At 32.8% G+C, this 20973-nt stretch carries 19 protein-coding genes; 16 read left to right on the top strand and 3 right to left on the bottom strand.

The window, feature by feature from the left end; all coding sequences use genetic code 11:
* Positions 1-93: 93 nt before the first annotated feature.
* The 16 genes from K350_RS0125910 to K350_RS0125835 all read left to right on the top strand — a co-directional run bounded on the left by K350_RS0125910 (position 94) and on the right by K350_RS0125835 (position 17990).
* On the top strand, positions 94-903 hold the full coding sequence (locus tag K350_RS0125910) for a helix-turn-helix domain-containing protein (RefSeq protein ID WP_051313717.1): 810 nt from the start codon (positions 94-96) through the stop codon (positions 901-903).
* A gap of 155 nt (positions 904-1058) precedes the next feature.
* Positions 1059-1499 carry a carboxymuconolactone decarboxylase family protein gene (locus tag K350_RS0125905; protein WP_028982405.1) on the top strand — a complete coding sequence of 147 codons (441 nt, stop codon included), beginning with the start codon at positions 1059-1061 and terminating at the stop codon, positions 1497-1499.
* Positions 1500-1503: 4 nt separating this feature from the next.
* Complete coding sequence (locus K350_RS0125900) at positions 1504-1926, top strand: GNAT family N-acetyltransferase (protein WP_028982404.1); 423 nt, start codon at positions 1504-1506, stop codon at positions 1924-1926.
* A 661-nt stretch (positions 1927-2587) separates the two neighbouring features.
* The gene (locus K350_RS0125895; RefSeq protein WP_028982403.1) at positions 2588-3127 is read left to right on the top strand and encodes a transcription termination/antitermination NusG family protein; all 540 of its coding nucleotides are present in this window, start codon (positions 2588-2590) and stop codon (positions 3125-3127) included.
* A 90-nt stretch (positions 3128-3217) separates the two neighbouring features.
* Positions 3218-3859, top strand: coding sequence for a class I SAM-dependent methyltransferase (locus K350_RS31745; RefSeq protein WP_028982402.1), 642 nt, complete (start codon positions 3218-3220; stop codon positions 3857-3859).
* Between the two features lie 2 nt (positions 3860-3861).
* Entirely contained in the window at positions 3862-4665 is an 804-nt protein-coding gene (locus tag K350_RS0125885; protein ID WP_081671152.1) for an ABC transporter permease, read from the top strand.
* Positions 4666-4668: 3 nt separating this feature from the next.
* Positions 4669-5451 carry an ABC transporter permease gene (locus K350_RS0125880; RefSeq protein ID WP_028982400.1) on the top strand — a complete coding sequence of 261 codons (783 nt, stop codon included), beginning with the start codon at positions 4669-4671 and terminating at the stop codon, positions 5449-5451.
* A 1-nt stretch (position 5452) separates the two neighbouring features.
* Positions 5453-6427, top strand: a complete 975-nt coding sequence (locus K350_RS0125875) for an ABC transporter ATP-binding protein (protein WP_028982399.1) — start codon at positions 5453-5455, stop codon at positions 6425-6427.
* Between the two features lie 35 nt (positions 6428-6462).
* Positions 6463-7644: a glycosyltransferase family 4 protein gene (locus K350_RS0125870; RefSeq protein ID WP_028982398.1), complete on the top strand. Its 1182-nt coding sequence runs from the start codon at positions 6463-6465 to the stop codon at positions 7642-7644.
* The gene (locus K350_RS0125865) at positions 7641-9554 is read left to right on the top strand and encodes a glycosyltransferase family 2 protein (RefSeq protein ID WP_028982397.1); all 1914 of its coding nucleotides are present in this window, start codon (positions 7641-7643) and stop codon (positions 9552-9554) included. Before K350_RS0125870 ends, K350_RS0125865 begins: the two co-directional genes overlap by 4 nt.
* A 15-nt stretch (positions 9555-9569) precedes the next feature.
* Complete coding sequence (locus K350_RS0125860; protein WP_028982396.1) at positions 9570-11459, top strand: glycosyltransferase family 2 protein; 1890 nt, start codon at positions 9570-9572, stop codon at positions 11457-11459.
* A 49-nt stretch (positions 11460-11508) separates the two neighbouring features.
* Positions 11509-12705: a glycosyltransferase family 4 protein gene (locus K350_RS0125855; RefSeq protein WP_028982395.1), complete on the top strand. Its 1197-nt coding sequence runs from the start codon at positions 11509-11511 to the stop codon at positions 12703-12705.
* Between the two features lie 2 nt (positions 12706-12707).
* Positions 12708-14585: a glycosyltransferase family 2 protein gene (locus K350_RS31740; protein ID WP_051313715.1), complete on the top strand. Its 1878-nt coding sequence runs from the start codon at positions 12708-12710 to the stop codon at positions 14583-14585.
* Between the two features lie 266 nt (positions 14586-14851).
* Positions 14852-15946, top strand: coding sequence for a glycosyltransferase family 2 protein (locus K350_RS0125845; RefSeq protein WP_162144217.1), 1095 nt, complete (start codon positions 14852-14854; stop codon positions 15944-15946).
* A gap of 75 nt (positions 15947-16021) precedes the next feature.
* Positions 16022-17170 carry an SDR family oxidoreductase gene (locus K350_RS0125840; RefSeq protein WP_028982393.1) on the top strand — a complete coding sequence of 383 codons (1149 nt, stop codon included), beginning with the start codon at positions 16022-16024 and terminating at the stop codon, positions 17168-17170.
* 37 nt (positions 17171-17207) lie between these two features.
* The gene (locus tag K350_RS0125835; RefSeq protein WP_037577291.1) at positions 17208-17990 is read left to right on the top strand and encodes a sterol desaturase family protein; all 783 of its coding nucleotides are present in this window, start codon (positions 17208-17210) and stop codon (positions 17988-17990) included.
* A gap of 127 nt (positions 17991-18117) precedes the next feature.
* Here K350_RS0125835 and K350_RS0125830 read toward each other — a convergent pair whose 3' ends face one another.
* The 3 genes from K350_RS0125830 to K350_RS0125820 all read right to left on the bottom strand — a co-directional run bounded on the left by K350_RS0125830 (position 18118) and on the right by K350_RS0125820 (position 20970).
* On the bottom strand, positions 18118-18681 hold the full coding sequence (locus K350_RS0125830; protein ID WP_028982391.1) for a hypothetical protein: 564 nt from the start codon (positions 18679-18681) through the stop codon (positions 18118-18120).
* 46 nt (positions 18682-18727) lie between these two features.
* On the bottom strand, positions 18728-19273 hold the full coding sequence (locus K350_RS0125825) for an adenylate kinase family protein (RefSeq protein ID WP_028982390.1): 546 nt from the start codon (positions 19271-19273) through the stop codon (positions 18728-18730).
* 275 nt (positions 19274-19548) lie between these two features.
* Positions 19549-20970 carry an efflux transporter outer membrane subunit gene (locus tag K350_RS0125820; protein WP_028982389.1) on the bottom strand — a complete coding sequence of 474 codons (1422 nt, stop codon included), beginning with the start codon at positions 20968-20970 and terminating at the stop codon, positions 19549-19551.
* Positions 20971-20973 lie beyond the last annotated feature (3 nt).

The following is a 20973-nucleotide window of genomic DNA, read 5'->3' as shown; positions in this document are numbered from 1 at the left end:
ATCCTCTTACAAAAAGGATTCTTTTTCATAAGAAATTTTCGGAGACTGAAGAATGCCCCTCTTTATTAAAGCAGGGAGTTGGTAAATAAAACTATGGCTGTAGATTTAAAAATTATAAATCCAAGTATATTGATGGCAGTGCCTGAAAGGCAATATAAATTTGTATTGATTTACTGTAAATCAGGCAAAATTACCATTGATATAGACGATGAAAAGTATGTAATTGAGGAAAGACAATTTCTGACAATCACTCCTAAACAATTTTATCAGTTTATAGAAGTGAGCAATTCCGATGGTTTTATTCTTGAATTTACGTATGACTTTTTCTGCAAAAGTGATAAGGCTATAGAGTTAATTTATCATAATGGTTTGTATTGCCATTTCGGGTTAAATGAGCTTATTAATATCGCATCAGAAGAAAGTTATCTAAATGTAGAACACTGCTTCAGTTTAATTAATAAGGAGTTATTAAATAAAGATTTTGAATATGAAGCAAGCCTTCATTCGATCGTAACCTTACTTCACATTGAAGTAAGTAGAAATAAAATTATCCAGCAACAACGTCCGTTATACAAGCCGGATGCGCTCTTCCTGAATTTTTTAAATCTTGTAAGGGATAATTTTGAAAAACGACTTGCGGCTAAGGAATATGCAGCTCTTTTAAATATAACAGAACAAAAGTTAAACGAACTGACGAAAAAAAATACCGGAGAAACTACACAGCAGGTTATCAATGACCTTATTATATTGGAAGCCAAAAGATTGTTAAATTATGAAGACTTGAATGTAAAACAAATAGCCTTTAAGCTCGGATTTGACGATTCGCATTATTTTTCAAGGTTTTTTAAAAAGCAAACTTCAACAAGAGCTAAAGATCATTTGAGAAAGCTATTAAGTAACTAAATTGCATCTTTATAAATTGTTTTTTCCTTTGATTCTTTAAGTGATATAGCTTAAGAGCTTAGAATATTTCCTTGTCCACCATTTTTGAAGTTTTGTCCATTTTTTGCCCACAAGACCAGACCTACCTTTGTGTCAATACTTTAAATAATTAATTTATGCAAACGAAAAGAATTGACATTAACAAAGTAACCCCAGGTGCTTATCAGTCTCTTATTCAATTAGATAAATATATCTATGATACGGGATTCCCTAAGGTCTGGTATCATCTTATTAAAGTAAGAGCATCGTTGATCAATGGTTGTGCACTTTGTGTGCAGTCTCATAGTAAAGATGCATTGGCAGATGGAGAAACAGTGAAAAGACTTCTTGCTTTGAATGCATGGAAAGATTCACCTTACTTTTCGGATGAAGAGAAAGCTATATTGGCTTTAACTGATGAGGCAACATTAATTTCAGAGAATGGAGTCTCTGATGAAATCTTTAATAACGCAATCAATATTCTTGGGCAAGAGAAAGTTTCTCATTCCATTATGGCAATTGCCTGTATTAACGCCTGGAACCGCATTGGAAGAGCTACATTACTAATTCCGGAATAATTTCATGGCAGAAATTAAAGTTGCTGTCACAAGCGAAGACATAGCTTCTTGTTGGGAAGCTATGTTTCTATTAAGACCTATGCTTCAACAAACTTTATTTGTTCAACAGATTAAAGATTTGAGGAAGGAAGGGTATACTTTGCTTTTTCTTTCAGAAGAAAATAAAGTTGTGTCCATTGCAGGCTATCGTTTTATTACAATGCTCTATAGTGGTAAAATGGTTTATATCGACGACCTTTCAACCTTGGAATCTTGCAGAGGAAAGGGGTATGCAACGACATTGCTAAAACATATCTCTGATATAGCAAAGAAACACAATTGTAGTTCTGTTCAATTGGACAGTGGAAGTATGAGAACCGATGCCCATAAGCTATATTTAAAGGAGGATTTCAAAATTAACGCTTTTCATTTTTATAAATCTGTTTAGGGGAACGTTGATGAAAAGAATATAGAAATTTAAACTGATATAAATAATAACATACAGCTTAAAGTCCCTCTCTTCATGATATGGCCTAACTTAAGAGGATTTGAAAAATAAGTTTATGATTAACGACCGATGATTCTTACACTCAAAGGGACGCTTGAATGGTTTGTCAAAGCGTCCACTTGAGCAACATCTTACTAGCTTAATAAAGTTATGATGTAGTATTCCTATAATTTTCCGATTTGAATTAAAAATGACTAATGGTTAAAATCCAACATTTAGTCAAAAGAATGATGTTATTATTTAATAAAAGGAGGTATAAATAATTCGTGAAGCTAAAGAATGAGTGATTTTTTTTGTATAATTTCCAGAATAAGTTATTGTATTCATATGATTTTTAATAGTATTCATATAACGGTTAGACCGTTTAAACAGAATTAACTACCGTTAATATTCGGATTTCTGCCGTTCAATAGTTCATATTTTTATAGATAAAAAAACTAATGATCTTTGATTTGTTATTCCACCAAGAGTGGTATTACTTAGTCACAGCATTACCTACCGCCCACATCTGCTGAACAAAATAGTCAGAACTTTAACTTGTTCTTTAGCAGAGCTCTGAATTGTATAATTCACTTCATTCACGTTCTATGATTATTCTTTTATGGAAGATTTAGATCTATTGTATTCTAGTGAGGCAATATATAAAAACTGGTATGTATTGCATGTTGACCATCATAAAACAGATTATTTTCTCCGTTTTGTTAAAAGGAAATTAGGCAATGATTATCCTATCATCTCATTCTCGCGTGAGTTGCTGCATTATAAAGATAAAAAGTATTTAGTGATTGAAAAACCCTTGTTCCCGGGGTATTTGTTTGTTCACAAACAGCCGGAGAAAGTATTGCATTTGATAAAGGATAACTTCAAAGAGATTTATGCCAGTATCATTCGGTTTGAAGGAGAGGCCGCTGAAGTGAATGGCCATGAAATGCGCCTTTTATTAACCTTGGCAGATCGTACAGGTAAAGTGGGTATATCTAAGGCATATAAAGAGGGGGAGGCAATAGTAATAGCATCCGGTCCACTTTCAAATTTAAAAGGAGAGATTAGGTTTATTGATAAAAAGAAGAGGAAGGTTAATGTTTCCTTTCCTTTATTAAACACCATGATGAATGTTTCTTTAAGTTATGACCTTCTATGAAGGCGTGTAAATAATGACCCTGGAAGAGCTTAAATCTTTAGTCTGACCATTACTGAAATTAAAATAATATTTCCCAAGTTGTTTTGAATTATGATTAAAATCAAAGATATCATTGAAATACCTAAAGAGAATGAAATCACTTCAGTTGAAGATCATCATGGGGAGTTCATGCATAACCTTATTAAGGATAATAATTTAAAAAGCACTCTTGAAATAGGTTTTGCATATGGAAAGTCTGGAGCCTACATCATGTCTGCAACTCAAGGGCATCATGTGGCAATAGATCCTTTTCAGGATGATTTTAAAAATATAGGAGTTGAAAATATCGGAAGAATTGGCTTAAGTCAACATCTGGAATTACACAGAGACTTTTCTCATATGGTGCTTCCTCAATTACTGAAAGAAGACAGACGTTTTGATTTTGTTTTTATTGATGGTGATCATAGGTTTGATGGAATTTTTATTGATTTCTATTATTCTGATCTTCTGCTGAATCCGGGAGGATTTATATTGTTCCATGACACCTGGATGAGAAGCACTTGTATGGTTGAGAGTTTTATCAGAAACAACAGGAAGGATTATAAATACATTAAGATAAAAGAAAATAACCTTTGCCTGATTCAAAAGGTGGGTAAGGATAACAGAGAGTGGATGCATTTTAAAGAGTTCTATACTTTGAAATCATTCTGGGCGTATAAAATGACAATTAAGAAGCTAAAATTGAAAAATTAACAATGAGCGCTTTTTATCATGTATTCACACATCATTTGCGACAGGTATTACAATACAGGGGTGCATTACTGTTATCTCTTTTTTTACATCCTTTGATAATGGTATTCCATACGCTTATGTTTAAAGGAATATATGAATACAATCACAAGCAAACGCTCTTAGGATATACATTGCCTCAAATGATATGGTATTTCGGATCCATACATTTCTTTTATTATCTGGTCTGGAATAATATTGACAAAAGTATCAATGAAAAGGTATTGTATGGTGGATTTGAAGTCCAGCTGCTTAAGCCATTTTCACTCATGGCATGGGAGTTTTCTCAATTAGCTTCTCAAAAGATACTTTCTGCTATTATTGAATTTTTTCCCGTTTACCTTATCTATTATTTTATATGCTTCCCGGATTTTATGTCAATTTCAGGTTTATTTCAATATCTGATATTATCTGTTCTCGCACTATTTCAGTTCTTCCTGATGAGCTTTACTATGGGGATTTTATCTTTTAGATTGAATAATATAACATTCCTTAATAGTATTAAATTTATCATTGTAAACATATTTGCAGGGGCTGCATTTCCCATAGAATTCTTTCCGGAAATACTGAAAAAAATAATATTGGTCCTTCCGTTTCATTATCTGTATTATACTCCCGTTCAATTTTTGTTAGGGAGAGTTAATTCAGGATTGTGGAAAGTATTTGCTGAAGGTGCTATGCTACAGATGATATGGATATTTGCTTTCTATATTATAGCAAGAACCGTTCTGAACAGAACAATGAAATCATATATGTCTGTAGGAGGATAGGCAATGGTAGTTCTTAAACTTTTCGGGCTGGATATAAAAAATAAATTTCAGAGAGCCATGGAATTCAGATTGAATTTTATGATCACTCTGATAACATCATTATGCTATAATATGGCATTACCATTGTTCCAGTTTTTTATCTTTAAGGGAATAAATGGCTTTCCAGGCTGGACTGTCGATGAGGTTATTTTATTTCAGGCTGTTCTTTTATTCTGGACAGGTATTATTGAATTTTTATTTGGAGGCGTAAGGAATAATATTGGCAAGGACGTGTTGCATGGTGGATTTGACAGAATCTTTCTCTGGCCTCATCATCCCCTGGTTTCAATATTTACAAGAGGGATTGATATATTCGCTTTCTCAACAGTATTGACAGGTCTTGCATGTATCATGATTGTTTCTTTCCGCCTTGGATTACCGATGTCCTGTTATTCATTACTCCTATTTATTGTATTCTTTTTTTGCGGAATAATATTTTATGTTTCCCTGCTTATTATTTATTGTGCTTTAACTGTTCTATTGATAAAAATGGATAGGCTTCAGGAGGTGCTGGATAAAGTTTTCTTCTTTGGTTCTTTTCCGGTTGATTTATACCACGGTTTTGGAAAGATATTTTTCCTGGTAATTTTTCCATCAGCCCTATGGATACATATTCCGTCAAGGGTTTTGCTGGGTAATGTAGATGAACTTAGTTTTTATTCAGTTATAACAAGCTTGTTATTTTTTATATGTTCAGTTTTATTCTGGGAGTATCAGGTTAAAAGATATACGAGTTCGGGAGGATAGTATGATCGCTGTAAGAAATTTATCTAAAATATATAAGGTTAGTAATGCTGATAACTCCAGTTTATTTAGTTCTATTAAATCCTTTATAAGCCGGGAGTATAGAAATATAAAAGCGCTGGATCAGATAGATTGGGAGGTTGCACAAGGTGATATTCATGCATTGATTGGAAGGAACGGCTCAGGGAAATCTACTTTGGTGAAGATACTTTCAGGAGTGATATATCCGACTGAAGGAGAGGCTCTGATCAATCATTGCATTCCCTGGAAAGACAGGATAAAATATGTGAAGAATATCGGAGTTGTGCTTGGGCATAAAACTCAGTTAACCTGGGAACTTCCTGCAATCGATACCTTTATTCTTTATAAAAATCTGTATTCTGTTAAGACTGATTTTTTCAATGAAAATTTGAAGTACTTAATAAAAGAATTTGATGCTGAAACTATAATCAGAAAACCTGTAAGGAATCTCTCACTAGGGGAACGTATGAAGTGTGAAGTCATTTGTTCTCTGCTTCATGCTCCTAAAGTACTTTTTCTCGATGAACCTACAATAGGCCTTGACCTGATATCAAAAGATCAGGTGAGGTCAGCTATAAAAAACATTAATAAAGAATTAGGCACTACTATAGTTCTTACTTCTCACGATATTTCAGATATCTTAAGCTTATGTAATAAAATTAGTCTGATTGATAAAGGCAGATTTCTCTTTAAAGGTTCTGTGAATGAATTGCTGGAGGTTCATGCTTCTTATAAATTAATTTCTGTAGATCTATTAAAGAGAGTTGACGAGTGCTGTCTGGATAGTTTTACATATATAAAGACTGGTGATTATAGTATTCAGATTGAGCTTAATGGTACTAACAACTCTATTCATAAAAGGCTTCATCAGGTAATTGATGAATTGCCGATAAGTGACATCACAGTGGAGTCTGTGAAACTAGAGCAGGTTGTGAAGTCCTATTATGAGAAAACCTGATGTTTTTTTGTTAAAGTTAAAAACTGATAGTATAAGTGAAAGTACTTTTTGTTGTATATGAGTTTAAGGATTTTGTTTCGGGTGGCTTAAGTCGTGTGATTAATGGCATAGCTCCTGAATTATGCAAACTGACTGAGCTTGACGTTCTTCATATTTATCCTTCCTATTTTGGAATTAACTTATATGATGTATATAGGTGCAACAAGACCAACTATGCAGTACCTTTTAAAAGGATGAGATTGGTGACGAAGAATAACATCATAAAGCATATCGAAAAAGAAAACTATGATATTATTCATTTTTTCTATGTGCTGGATCTGATGGCTGATGTTATGAATGAGTTGAAAAGTAAATCTCACAAAAGCAAATTGATTTATAGCGTTCATAATCTTGTTAAAAAGGAGGCATCAATAAGGAGAAACCCTGATGGTTTGACAGATTGTGAGAAAAGAATATTTGAACTTTCGGATATGATCCATCTCCTGAATAAATCTTCCCATTCATATTTTAAAATGTGTTATCCACAGTTTTCAAAGAGTGATAATATTTCAATTATCCCCAATGGATTGGACAAGAAATCATTTCATAATAAAGATGATTCATTTCTACAATCATTAAAAAATAAAATTGGTCCTGATAAGAAGATCATATTTTCATCATCCAGATGGGCCCATGGAAAGGGACTTGAGTTTCTTTTAGATTCAATGGAAGTACTTCTTAAAAAGAGAGATGATGTCGTTTTGATATTAGCAGGAAGGAAAACTAAAAGCTGGGAAACAGAGGGGGATAAATATGTCAGAATGATCGATGATAAAGTTGCGAGAATTAAAGATGCTGTAATAGTATTAGGTTGGATTGATGAGGCCCAGAGAAATTCACTCTTTGAACTTACTGATTTATTTGTAATGCCAAGTGAACTGGAATACTTTTCTTATGGGTCATTGGAGCCATTGTTTTGTGGAGTACCTCTTTTACAATCAAAAATAGATTGTCTGGAAGAGTTTCTGGTTGATGGAGAAGATTGTTTATTTTTTAATCCAAGAGATAGTTATGATTTGTTTCTAAAAATTGAAACCATGCTAGATAATAGCAAACAATCATTGTTAACAGCCAGAAATGGAAGCTTGAAAGTAAAAACGAATTTTATATGGTCTGACATAGCAATTAAGTATAAGGAAATGTATCAAAGCGCATTAAACCCTGTACAAGATCAATGAGGTATGCAATTGTTCAGGAAAATCCAGATGATCCTTATATTGGTTTTAGTCAGTGGAAAAGTATTACAAATGGAGTTTCAGCAAGTACAGAAGATATTACGGAGCTGCATACCAAAAATAACTTTGATGTAATTCACTTTTTATTTGATGAAGAATCAATTAGCCGAAGTATAGATTTGGCTGATAAGCTAAAAAGACTTAATACAGAAGTTATAATCATTTTGTCTTTTGAAAATAGATTAAGTAAAAAGTTCAATCATAAATCTGTATCATTTGATTTATTTGATTTGATAATTTTCTCCAATGATTCGTATTTAAAAATTTTCGAAGAGAAGCTTGCTGGTAAAATCTGCCGTGTATTGACTCCTCCTGTTGATATATTCTCCATTGAAGCTTTGGTTGAATCGGGCTCTCTGGAAAAAAAGTACTTCACTGTTATAAATGAAAGTTTTTCCATAGTAAGATTATTTCTGACATTCGGAATTTTTGCTTATAAAATTTTGTCAGAGTACACATTAAGAGTGCTAGATGCCAATGCTTCTGATAAGTTATTACATGAATGCTTTATGTCAAGCAAATATGTGTATATCCCCAAGCCTTTATTTGATAAAGGAAAGATAGCAGTATTTTCAGCTTTATATGGAAATATACTTATCGCTCATCCATCTGTTGATGGTGCCAAAAATATGTATCCATATACTGTATTCGATCCAGAGAATGCTTCAGGTCCCAAATACATGCTAAAGTGGCTTTTTCAATCAAAGGAGTATGAAGAATTTATTAAGGAAAGCGCATGGGTTAATATTATAAAAGAATCAGGAAGAAACAAATTAAATCAATTACTCAATCTGATTAATTATTCTCGAAAAAGTCGCTCTCTTTTTAAAATAGATGCAGTAAGAAGTTTTGATAATGAGCTTTTAATTGAAAATGAAATAAAATTAATAGGTGGAGTTGCTCCTTTTCGGATTGGTGATGAAGATTTTAGGATTGTGTGTATGTTGAAAGATGGAGAGGATCATCTACCTGTTTTTTTATCGCATTACAGGAATATGGGTTGTAAACATTTTATTTTCGTTGATAATTATTCTGATGACAACACTGTGGACCTTTTACTTCAACAGGATGATGTGACAGTGTATCAGACCCGTTTACCTCATAAGCTGTATGAAAATGATATCAGAAGAATTATGGTTGAAAGATATTGTAAGTATAACTGGTGTCTTTTGGTAGATATAGATGAATTATTTGATTTTCCGTTGTCGGATCAGCTGGAGATGCCAGGTTTACTTCGATATCTCAAAACTTCAGGATACAATGCAATGGTTGCCAATATGCTGGAAATGTATGCTAGTGATGATTTAGCATTGGAAAGGTTTAAGCCTGAAGATATTAAAGAGATTTATACTTCTTATGATATTTCCCATATAAAAAGAAAACCATATTTTGATCAGACCAATATTTCTTATAACCGGAGTAATATACTTGGAAATAAAAAAATATCATGCTATTGGGGAGGTATTAGAAGCCATATATTCCCGACATTAAAACAGGATACAATACTTACCAAGCATCCACTGATTTTCTCAGACGGGTCTTTATTTCCTGTGTCTAATGCTCATTTCTCAGACAATGCAAAGGTTGCTGATATAACAGGTGTATTATTTCATTATAAGTTTATACCGTCTTTTAAGTTTAAAGTCGCAAAATCTCATAGTCAGGGTAACTATACAAAGTTTACCCAGGATGAGTATGATTCATATCATCAAGTCATGGAGGAGAATGAATTATTTAAGATCAATAGCCCGAACACTCAATGCTTGAAGCATGTAGACGAGTTAATAGATTCAGGATTTTTAATCACAAGCAAACCTTTTAAGAGATTTGTGAAGAAATACTCGGAGGTTTAATATTTAATTTTTTTTGTGAAATATTGCATTGTATCTTCTAAAAAGTCAGGAGATGAGAAGTCTGGATTTTATCAGTGGGCAAGGGCATTTAATACTTGTGTTTTGACTCCTGATGAGTTTTGCTCGAAGATTCATTCCTCTGAAGAATTTGATATCATACATATACAGTGCGGTGAAGAGGATTTTGAGATCATATCGAAAATAGGAGAGAATCCCTTTCTCAAAGGAAAGGCCCTGTTGGTATTGTCATTGAATAGATATTTGCCAGAGGAAAATGAACTACTCGATCAATACAGATGCTTACTCTCTCATGCTGATCAGGTAATTGCCTCTGATTTCGCTATCAAAAATAACGTTTATGAAAAGACGGGTATACTGGCTAAAGATTTTGCCCATCCATTTGATTTTGAGTTCTATAAAAATGAAATATCTAGTAAAGTAAAGAAGAATACTTTTTTGCTTCTCTCAGAAAATATAGAAAAAATTAAAAGGGAACTTGGATATACTTATTGGTTATTGTCTCTTTTATTCAATGTTAAAATTGCTAATCCTTATGATGATGAAAAGATTATATGGGATGTTATAAAGAACAGTAGATATGTTATTACCCTTGATAATATTAATGATGGTGGAAGAATTGCTTGTTTGTGCGCTGTAGCTGGTTCTATTTTAATTTCAACGGCCAGATATGAAACTGCAAGAGTGATCTTTCCTCTAAATGTTTTCCCTCATGGAGATATGTCTAGAATGAGAGAGATATTGAAGTGGATCATATCATCCAGAACCTTCAGAAACTATTTTAAAGAAACAGCTTTGAAAAATGTACTGAACTTTAACTGGGGAAATAGTAAAGATAATTTTTTGAGGTTGCTTGGAATGCAGTCTTGTTCCAATACCTTGGTATCAAAAAAAATTATATACAATAATAATTTTAGTATTAATGACGAAATCAGACCTTTATCTGGTCCTGTTGAAATAAAGTATGAAGAGAATCAATGTGCAATTGTTTGTCTGCTTAAAGATGGTGAGGAACATTTACCCGCATTTCTTAAACATTATAGAGAGCTTGGTATAGTTCACTTTATTTTTATTGACAATGGCTCAAAGGATAATACTCTTTCCATACTTTCCAATCAAGCTGATGTAACAATTTATCAATCTGTTTTGCCTCATAAATATTTTGAAATAGAAATAAGGAGACATATAGCAGAAAAGCATTGTGATGGCAAGTGGTGCATGATAGTGGATATTGATGAGTTATTCGATTTTCCTTTATCAGATAAATATTCATTTAGTGAGTTTCTTCAATACAACAGAATACATGGTTTTAATTCCATAGCTGCATTCATGTTAGATATGTTCACCACTGAAGAGCATATGATTTATAGCTCGGATGGACTTGATTTAAAAACTACTTTCAGGCATTATGATATATCCAATGTTCGGAGATCCCCTTATTTTGATTCATGGAATGTTGCCTATAATCAATGGAATTCTAACAAAAGTGAGGCAATTTGTAGTTATTGGGGAGGAGTGAGGAAGTCTGTTTTTAAGGGAATTAAGCATGATACGATTTTGCTAAAACACCCTTTGATATTTCTCGATGGTCATATAAAACCGATTACCAATGCTCACTTCTCTGATAGGGCTGTTTTGTCAGATGTTACAGCTGTTCTATATCATTATAAATTTGTTCCTTCATTTGCCAATAAAGTAAATGAAATCAATAATAACCATAATTATGTTCAGTTTTCACAAGATGAGTATAAGGCTTATTATAAATATTTATTGAAGAATAAAAATATAAGTATTCAGACTGCAAATGCTACAATTTTAGGGAATGTGAATGAATTGATAGAGAATGGTTTTTTAGTAGCTTCCGACAGATATAAAGAATACAGGTAAAGTAGTGTTTATAGATCGCTGATTTGATTCTCTCTTTTTTATTAAAATAATGAAAGTACTTTTTGTAACATTTGAATTTGGAGAACATGTTCTTGGTGGTCTTGGAAGAGTCATTAATGGCTTAACCCAAGAGCTTCGCCATCATTTGGTAGTTGATGTTTATCATATTTATTTTGACCCCAAAATCATGTCTATATCAGCGAAAGTATATAGATGCGATAAAAATAACTATGGAAAGTTGGTTGCAAAATTTCCAATCAGATATTCAACAAGTCTTATAAGGCAGGTGAAGCACGAAAGATATGATCTCATTCAATTTTTTAGTATTCACTGGATAATTGGGAATATTATTAATAATGTGAATAAAGAATTACCAGACGTGAAGATAGTATATAGCATTCACAGTCTTATAAAATATGAAAAAGGAATACGACTTAATCCTGATTCTTTTTTTAAATGTGAGCAAAAATTGATTGAATCAGCTAGTTCTATTCATGTTTTAAATAAAACGTCTTTTGATTATCTGAAATCTTCATATGGTAAGATTTGTGTGCAGAAACCAGTTACGATTATTCCTAATGGAGTGAACTCTGATGATTTTTATGATGACAATGCTCAATTTAGAAAGAAGATAAAGGGGAAATTGAAAGATCAGGTATTTGTAGTCTCCTGCATGTCTCGTTGGGCACATGGAAAAGGTCTTGAATACTTTATAGAAGCTGCTGAAATTTTACTGAAAAAAGGAAGACGAGTGCAGTTTATTCTTGGAGGTAGGAAGTGGATTAGCTGGGAAATGAAGTGGTATAGTTACATGTGGAAGATTGATAAAGCTGCTAAACGGATTAATGATGACATTATAATTTTAGATTGGCTCAATTCAGCTCAAAGAAATACTTTATTCAGCCTGAGCGATGTTTTTATAATGCCAAGCGAACTTGAGTATTTCCCTTATTCAATTTTGGAACCAGCAGCGGCAGGAGTTCCGATTATATCTTCTGATATTCCTTGTGTCAGAGAAATGCTTGCTGATAAAGAATGTCTTTATTTTCAACCTGGGAATAGTAGCGAACTTGCCGAGAAAATTGAATTGTTAATGGATAATACAGATTTAGGTTGGAAGTTTGCAGAAAGAGCTAAAAAACGCGTCGTCAGAGAATGTGATTGGAAGAATATAGCCAATCAGTATGTCGATATGTATCAATTGGTTACTGATAGCACTGATAAACAAGTAGTGAAGCTGGTTTAAATATGAAGATTGCTTATTTAGCATCAGATATAAAGCCGAATGCGAGCTGGATAAAGGGACTAAAGGCTGATTATATTAAATGGGAAGAGTTAGTTGAAATCTATTCTCATAATCGATGCTATGATTTAATAATAGCAGATATCTATCCGGATTGTTGTTTTTATATTGAAGAGTTATGCAGGATTAAAAATCTTTATCCTGATTTAATATTGGTTTTAATTATCAAGAAATCCTTTACTATTACAGATTTATGGATACGTGTCCTTTCAAAGGCTGATTTTATTTTCGGGAATTCATATAGATTGAGTAAAAGGATTGAATTACAATCAGGATTTAAAGTTACAGAATTTTTTATTCCTGAGGATATAAGCTCCGAGGATAGGTTTATAAAATCCAGCAGATCTGATAAATTACTTATAGTTACTCGGAAGTCCTATTCACTTTTGGACTTTATTAAAGAAATAGGAATCGTAGCCGGTTTAGTTGCTTTAGCAATTTATAAACTAAGAATAATTGATTTTCAAAATTCTGCCAAGGCTTACAAAGAAATAGAATCAAGTAAAATTGTTTATTTGCCGGAATCTTTAGATGATGAGGGTACATTAGTGAAATGCTGCAGTAATGCAGGTGCTATAGTGATTTCTACAATTGACTATAATCCTGCTAAGATCTGTTATCCATATACTGTATTTCATAAAAAGCATAAAAGACAGGGACTATTGTTTTTATGGATTTTTACATCAAAGACTTTTTCGGACTTCTTTAGAGAGAATGCTAAGTGTAGTAATATTAATCTGAGCATTGAAAACAGGGCATATAACTTTTGGGAAAAATTAAGATATAAAATTTCAATTCCTGAATTTGAATACAGGAACTCATTGATGAGTCAAATTCATTATTATTCCGGAGATGGAAATATGCAATGGCGTGATGATGAATGTGGATTAGTTTGTCTTTTAAGAAATGGTTCTGAGTATATAGAAACCTTTTTAATGCATTATCGACAAATGGGCATAGCTCATTTTATTTTCATTGATAATGGATCTGATGATGATACATTGGATCTTTTGAGAGGTGAAAAAGATGTTACGATTTATCAAACTTCATTGCCTCATAAATTTTATGAAAATGATATCAGAAGATTAGTTATTGAAAAGCATAGCAAAAACAGATGGTGCCTGAATGTGGATATTGATGAATTATTTGATTATCCTGATTCTGATAAAATTTCCTTAAAAGAATTACTGAGGTATTTATCTGTAAACCAGTACACTTCTATGGCTGGTTATATGCTTGATATGTTTAATAAAGAAGTTATTTTTAATAATATAGAAAAAATAAATCTGAAAGAATCATACAGGTTTTATGATATTTCAAATATAGAAAAGAAAGATTACTATGCTCCTGATGTGATTGCATACTGCAATTATAATAGGTTGTCTTCGAATGATATTAAATGCTATTTTGGAGGCATACGAAAGACTCTTTTCGCCAGCAATATTGCCGGGCATTACTTGCTCACCAAACACCCACTTATATACCTTGATGGCGAGCTTGAACCTGTTACAAATCCTCACTATTGTAATAAATCTAAAGTGGCTGATGTGTCTTGTGTATTGTACCATTATAAATTTACTCCTTCTTTTAAGGATAAAGTACTTGAAAGCCGGAAAACAAATAGATACATCAAGTTTGCTCAACGACAGTACGATCAGTATTTTAAGAAAATTGCAAATGGTAACTCTTTAATTATAGATACAGCAGGTACTAAAGAATTATTTAGTGTTAATGATCTTGTAATGAATGGATTTTTGCAAGTGTCTCCCACATTTATAAATTATGTAAAAGCTGTCTGTCATAAACAGCAATTGATTCCTTAGCTATGGATTTTATGTATTATATTTTATTGATCATAAACTACTTTTATGGATTCATGGGATTTTTGTGTCTCCTTATGTTCTTGTTTCCTGTTCTCTATTATTTAAAAAAGGGATTATTAGCAAAACAATACCTTTCATTGTGTCTTTTTTTACTAATAGGTATTTTCATCTTTTCTGAAATTGGCGTTTCAATCATCTCAATTGTTCTTTCAGCAGTTATTATCATTAATGTTCTGTTCTATACTTTTTTTTCTATCAGAGGTTTAATGAGAAAAAAGATCTTAAATGATGCATTTAAAACTGAGCCCTCTGTCTCCATCTTAATAGCTGCAAAGGATGAAGGCAACGTGATAGGAGATACGTTGAGATCATTATGTCTTATAGATTATCCTAATGACAGATTTAATATTGTTGTCATAGATGATGCATCTTCAGATAATACCTGTCTTGAGGTTGAAGATTTAGGAAAAGTATTTTCAAATATAGTGTTGGAAAGGAATATTAGTTCCAGAGGTAAAGCCTGGTCTATCAATTCTGTTCTTCCAAGATTAAATAGCGAGTTTATAATAATATTAGATGCAGATCATTTGGTTGATGGGGATATTATTCGAAATATGCTTAAATGTTTTGAGAATGAAGAAATATCCTGCGTGCAGGCTGCCAGTCTGGTAAGAAATGGTAGTGTCAATCTTTTAACTAAAATGTTGGAGTTGGAATATATTTTCAGATGTAAAAGCATATATCCCGGAAAATCAATAGGCATCTTTGTAGGTTCGGGAGGAATGTTCAGAAGAAAAGATCTTATTGATTTGGGTGGGTTTAATACAGAAATGCTTACAGAAGATGTAGAATTATCTTATCGCATTTATAAAAGCGGAAAGCATATAGTATACAATTATGATATTACTACATACGAGTTGGCAACTCCTGATTTTAAAAACTTCTACAATCAACGGTATAGATGGATGAGGGGATTATGGAATGCAATGATTAGACACCTTTTTTATAAAGACAGCCATTTGTTGGACTTCAGGAAAAAGATACAGTTCATTCAGTTTACGCTTGATGGCTTTGTTGTATTTTGTTATTGTTTATTACAGATATATTTCTTTCTTGGATTGATTGGGTTAATATCATTTAAGATGCTATGGCCGATACTTAGTCTGTCATTGAATTGCATTTTTACATTTGGCGTGGGGTTTTGGAGAGTCAGGAAATGGTCCAACTTTAACTATCTTATTCTTTTCTCCTTTTATATGATTGCTCATACCTATCCGTTTATGATGGCTTTAATTGATAGCTACCTTCTTAAAAAGCCAGAAGTGTGGATCAAAACTGATAGGTCTGTAATTGTAAAGTAAATTTTACTCCCGATTTTATTACACCTAGGCTTTTCGCCATTTGTCTCTTTAGTTTTAATTTCTGATAAATAAGTTATGTTATACCAGGATCGCGATTACATTTTGACTGGTGCTACCGGTATTTTAGGTAGTCATGTCCTTTATGAATTGCTAAGAATGCGTAAAGAAAAATTACTCAGTGGGAAAATTATTTTACTGTCAAGATCGGTTAAATCTCTGAATGTATCAGAAAGAATTGAAAAGCTCTTTGATGATGATCTCATTCCGGATTATATAAAGGCATATGATAAGAAGGAGTTGCTAAGCATGATACATATCATCGATGCTGATCTCAAAACTCCTGGATTATTCTCAGAAAGCCTCAAATGTCTAACCCAGAAAGCAGTATTCATACATCTCGCAAGTATTGTGGATTTGGGAACAAAAAAATCAACCAGAGAAAAGATATATGAGAATAACTATCTTCCTACAATTAACCTTCTCACAGAACTTCAAGATATAATAGATAGGTTTATTTTTGTAAGTACAGCTTTTGCTTCAGGAGAAAGAGAGGGGGTCATTAATGATGAATTTTTAGGGCTAGATTTCAATAAAAGAAAATTCAGAAATCATTATGAGAGAATAAAACTGGAGACAGAACATGAAGTGAGTAAAATTTGTATTGAGAAAAAAATCAGTTATCAGATTCTTAGACCCAGCATAATATGTGGCAGATTAATGGATGCTCCTTATTTCGTAATGCCTAAGTTTTTAACCTTTTATTTAGTTGGTGGATTTTTTTATTCTATGAAAAATAGAAGTAATGGAAATATGGAAATGATAAGAATTTCAGCCAACAATTCCTCTGTATTAAATATAGTTCCTGTTGATTATGCAGCGAAGGCAATTGTGAGGGCTATGGAAAGAGAAGATATAATTGAATTGAATATCGTTAGCAATTGTGGAGTTACTATTGCCGAAATCGGATCGATCATATTTAACTGTCTCGACTTTGAAGATTATATGATTGTAAAGAAAGAACCGGAGGAGAAGAATCAGTTAGAGCAACTGTATTATAAAATAGTTGGGGAGCAGTTTAACAGATATATTCATAGCGGAAAGACTGAGTTTGCAACAAATCTGTTGGAATCTGTTATGAGTGATTATAAATCACCGGATGTAAGGGAAAACTTAGGAAGTTTGTTTGAATATGCTTTTCAAAGAAAATTCATTGATTCCTTATAAGATCATATTACATTAAAAAAAAATCAGGATTAAGGTTATGGACAGGTTTTTCTATGGATGGTACATTTCTGTACTTGAAACTATTAAAGATTATCTCTTATTTGGTGGCACTTCGTTTTTAGTATTTTATATTTTGTTTAAAGGATTTTTTTATTCAAGAAAGATTCAAAAAAAATATCCAAAATTTGATGATTATAAAAGAGATATATTTTATTCCTTTCTTTCAATGACCATATTGGGACTTAGTGGTTCGCTAGTATTTTTCGTTTTCAATGAGTATACTTTAGTCTATTATAATATTTCAGATTACGGTATTATATACTACATAATTTCAATTCCTCTGATTATTTTTTTACACGATACATATTTTTACTGGACACATAGATTTATGCATTTACCTTCTGTATTTAAGGTCTTTCATAGTATTCATCACAGGGCATACAACCCAAGTCCCTGGTCTGCTTATGCCTTTAATCCTTTAGAGTCGATTGTTGAAGCTGCAATTGTACCTATTGTAGCTTTCTTAATTCCGGTTCATATTCACGTATTCTTGTTTTTTTTCTTATTTCAGATTTTTTTTAATGTTTATGGGCATTTGGGATTTGAATTATACCCTAAGGGTTTTAATAGGACTCTAATTGGGAAATGGCTTAACACTTCTGTTGGGCATAACATGCATCACAAGTATTTTAAAAATAATTACGGCCTGTATTTTTTATTTTGGGATAGATGGATGAATACTTTGGATTATCGGTATGATGATCATTTTGATGCTATTTCTAATCCGATAAAAGAGGAAACGAAAGCATTGATTGATTGATTGATTGGTTGATTGAAAAAAGGTATTCCAAAAAGTGTCTATTTATAAATTGTAAACTTTTTATTTAAGAATTCAATATTCGTCAGACTTATGAATTTGTAATCGAGCTTAAACCAAATTGAATTGATTATCTAATAATTAATTTACCTTTATTATTCAAGCTATAGATTATTTTTTTTTGTATTCCACTTTTGTTTCTGATTTTCCTGATTATAGACTTCTTCCCAATTTCAACAACTTCACTCGAATTGTCATTTTGTGCATTATCTGGTGGAGAAGGTATCTCCTGGGAAATCCATTTGTTACTTTCTCTGGTATAACAAAAGATACGACATTTAAGATATTCAGTTGAATCTGATCCTTTTTTGAAATAACCCGTCACAAATACAAGTTCCCCAATCGAATCATTATTTAAATCTGCTGCTTTTACCAGGTAGCTTAATCCTTTTATTGAATCAGTTATTTTCTGTTCTGATTTATTTTTTTCAAAAAAGCTAATTTCCCAAAACAACCAGTCATTTTTTACGCAGCTCACTGCTTTAAATGATTGATTGTAGATTGAATCATTATCATGAAAGGTAATAGACGATCGTATCGGAGTTAATGAGTCGTTTATTTGATATGTAGCATCCTTTTTACTGATACAAGAGGATAAAATGAATGTTATGGATATAATCAGACTTTTTTTCATTACTCCAGTTATGTAGAAAGGGTTAAGTATAAATTACCTTTTTGAGCTATTCCGTTATTTCTTCTATGCTTGCTGATCCATCAATAGAAATGACATTCAATTTTGGTTTCATATATTCTATAGCGGGTCGTGTTGTGGATTCAAATATATTGATGCGTTTAAAATGAGTTTGAGGATTTTTATCGTCAATTCTATCAGATGTCTCGGCACGCTTTTTTGCACGAATTAATAATTCGTCCTTGGGAACTTCTATGTTAATCACTTGGTCAATTAACATTCCTTTTTCCTTAAGTAGATCGATCAACGTGTCGACCTGACTTACAGTTCTAGGATATCCATCTAGTATAATACCTTTCTCCTTAATATTCTCATCAACAATCCTTCCAAGTAAAGCTTTCATAATTGAATCGGGTACTAAATCACCTTTTACATCATATTCACTCGCAATGATGCCGAATTCGGTTTTCTGTTCTTTTTCCAATCTGATTCTATCTCCTGTTGAGATATGTCGAAAGCCCAATTCATTTTTCAATACTTCACACTGTGTTCCTTTACCTGAATAAGGAGGGCCGGTTATTACCAATATTTTCATCTGAATTAAGTGGAATTTAAATCAATATAAATAAAATTTTAATAGTAATTTCAGAAATTGGTATTTAGTGGAGACGCCATGCTGGCGTCTCCTTTTCCATAACAGAGATGTTTTCAAGTTAGCACAATTTAGAATATTTCAAATTCCAGAATGTTTGTCAATGATTCTTTAAAGTAATCGAAGAATAATAGGAATTTTTTCATTGGCCTGTTACCGAAAAAGAGACGCCAAGCATGGTGTCTCTAATACTAGTTTAGATTAAGTGTTATAAACTCTTATCGCCAGCCACCTCCAAGAGCTTTATAAATATTGGTCTTTGCCATGTTCTGTCTTTTTCTTGCTTCCACAAGTTGAAGCTGAGCATCCAGTGATTTCTGCTGTGAAGTAATCACTTCAAGGTAAGAAGCTCGCCCTGATCTGAAAAGCTCAGTTGAAATATCTACAGATTGACTCAAGGCAAGAGATTCGTTGGTCCTCAGGTCGTGAATTTCCTGAAGGCTTTTTAATCTTGTCAATTCATTATACACTTCAATATATCCATTTATAATGCTTTGCTGGTAATTGTACAAAGCTTCTGTTTGTGCTGCGTTAGCATTCCGGAATTCAGCTTTGATCTGGCTTCTGTTTAATAAAGGAGCTGTAAGTCCTCCGAATATTGAGTAAGCTATGGATTCCGGACTGGTAAACAGTAAACTTGTTCTGAAGGCCTGATAACCATATGCACCTGTAATGTTCAACGATGGATAAAGGGCTGCCTGTGCAGCTTTGACATCTGCTCTGGCTGCCTTTAGTTCAAACTCTGATTGCCTTATATCTGGACGATTTCCAAGCAGGTCAGCAGGAGTGCCTATATTGACAAGAAAATCAAGCGAGTCCTTATATAGATCTTTATTGCGTCTTACAGACTGTGGATACCTTCCAAGCAAATAGTTTATTCTGTTTTCAGTCTCAATGATTTCCTGAAGGGTTTCTTTTTCCATGGTTTTCGAATTTAAAACCTGACCTTCAAATTGCTTTACAGCAAGTTCATTGGCAATACCAGCTTGTTTTTGGGTTTGTACTATCAATAGTGCATCTTCCTGAAGCTTCATATTCTCCCGCAAAATATTCAGTCTGTTATCAAGTGCCTGAAGCTCATAGTAACTATTGGAAACTTCAGCAATGATATTAGTTACTACAAAATTTTTAGCTTCAATGGAACCGAAAAATCTTGCAGTTGCCGCTTTCCTTCTGTTACGTAGTTTTCCCCAGATATCTGCCTCCCAGCTTGTTTGAAGCCCGAGGTAATAATCGCGGAGATTTATTGGTACAATTTCATCTTGTCTGATATATGTTGAAATATTACCTGCTCCATCCATTGTATAAAGTCCATATCTTCTTTGTGCTGCTGTACCGTAACCACTCACAGTTGGGAGCAAGGCTCCGGTAGAAGATCTGACACCAGCTCTGGAAGCTTCAATGCGTTGAAACGCTTTAAGTATATCAAAATTTTGGTTTAATGCTGTATCTATCAGATCAATCAGGATGGGGTTATTAAAGTATTCTCTCCAGTTTATTTTTGCAGCGTTCAATGAATCCTTTTCTTCATGATAGGATGATGGAACTCCCTTGGTAAATCCAGAGTTGGGATCGGTACTTTTGCATCCTGAAATGAGGATGCAAAGGGATAGGTTTATTAATATGAGTAAATGCTTCATTGT

Origin of the sequence: Sporocytophaga myxococcoides DSM 11118 (assembly GCF_000426725.1) — a bacterium.
GTDB classification, from domain to species: Bacteria; Bacteroidota; Bacteroidia; order Cytophagales; family Cytophagaceae; genus Sporocytophaga; species Sporocytophaga myxococcoides.
Note: the sequence above shows the minus strand (reverse complement) of the source record. Positions and strands in the feature narration are given on the sequence as shown.

What these genes read in the sequence shown, in the direction of transcription:
- K350_RS0125910 (WP_051313717.1), top strand. Translation starts at nt 94, where the DNA reads ATGGCTGTAGATTTAAAAATTATAAATCCAAGTATATTGATGGCAGTG.
- K350_RS0125905 (WP_028982405.1), top strand. Translation starts at nt 1,059, where the DNA reads ATGCAAACGAAAAGAATTGACATTAACAAAGTAACCCCAGGTGCTTAT.
- K350_RS0125900 (WP_028982404.1), top strand. Translation starts at nt 1,504, where the DNA reads ATGGCAGAAATTAAAGTTGCTGTCACAAGCGAAGACATAGCTTCTTGT.
- K350_RS0125895 (WP_028982403.1), top strand. Translation starts at nt 2,588, where the DNA reads ATGGAAGATTTAGATCTATTGTATTCTAGTGAGGCAATATATAAAAAC.
- K350_RS31745 (WP_028982402.1), top strand. Translation starts at nt 3,218, where the DNA reads ATGATTAAAATCAAAGATATCATTGAAATACCTAAAGAGAATGAAATC.
- K350_RS0125885 (WP_081671152.1), top strand. Translation starts at nt 3,862, where the DNA reads ATGAGCGCTTTTTATCATGTATTCACACATCATTTGCGACAGGTATTA.
- K350_RS0125880 (WP_028982400.1), top strand. Translation starts at nt 4,669, where the DNA reads ATGGTAGTTCTTAAACTTTTCGGGCTGGATATAAAAAATAAATTTCAG.
- K350_RS0125875 (WP_028982399.1), top strand. Translation starts at nt 5,453, where the DNA reads ATGATCGCTGTAAGAAATTTATCTAAAATATATAAGGTTAGTAATGCT.
- K350_RS0125865 (WP_028982397.1), top strand. Translation starts at nt 7,641, where the DNA reads ATGAGGTATGCAATTGTTCAGGAAAATCCAGATGATCCTTATATTGGT.
- K350_RS0125855 (WP_028982395.1), top strand. Translation starts at nt 11,509, where the DNA reads ATGAAAGTACTTTTTGTAACATTTGAATTTGGAGAACATGTTCTTGGT.
- K350_RS31740 (WP_051313715.1), top strand. Translation starts at nt 12,708, where the DNA reads ATGAAGATTGCTTATTTAGCATCAGATATAAAGCCGAATGCGAGCTGG.
- K350_RS0125845 (WP_162144217.1), top strand. Translation starts at nt 14,852, where the DNA reads ATGAGAAAAAAGATCTTAAATGATGCATTTAAAACTGAGCCCTCTGTC.
- K350_RS0125840 (WP_028982393.1), top strand. Translation starts at nt 16,022, where the DNA reads ATGTTATACCAGGATCGCGATTACATTTTGACTGGTGCTACCGGTATT.
- K350_RS0125835 (WP_037577291.1), top strand. Translation starts at nt 17,208, where the DNA reads ATGGACAGGTTTTTCTATGGATGGTACATTTCTGTACTTGAAACTATT.
- K350_RS0125830 (WP_028982391.1), bottom strand. Translation starts at nt 18,681, where the DNA reads ATGAAAAAAAGTCTGATTATATCCATAACATTCATTTTATCCTCTTGT.
- K350_RS0125825 (WP_028982390.1), bottom strand. Translation starts at nt 19,273, where the DNA reads ATGAAAATATTGGTAATAACCGGCCCTCCTTATTCAGGTAAAGGAACA.
- K350_RS0125820 (WP_028982389.1), bottom strand. Translation starts at nt 20,970, where the DNA reads ATGAAGCATTTACTCATATTAATAAACCTATCCCTTTGCATCCTCATT.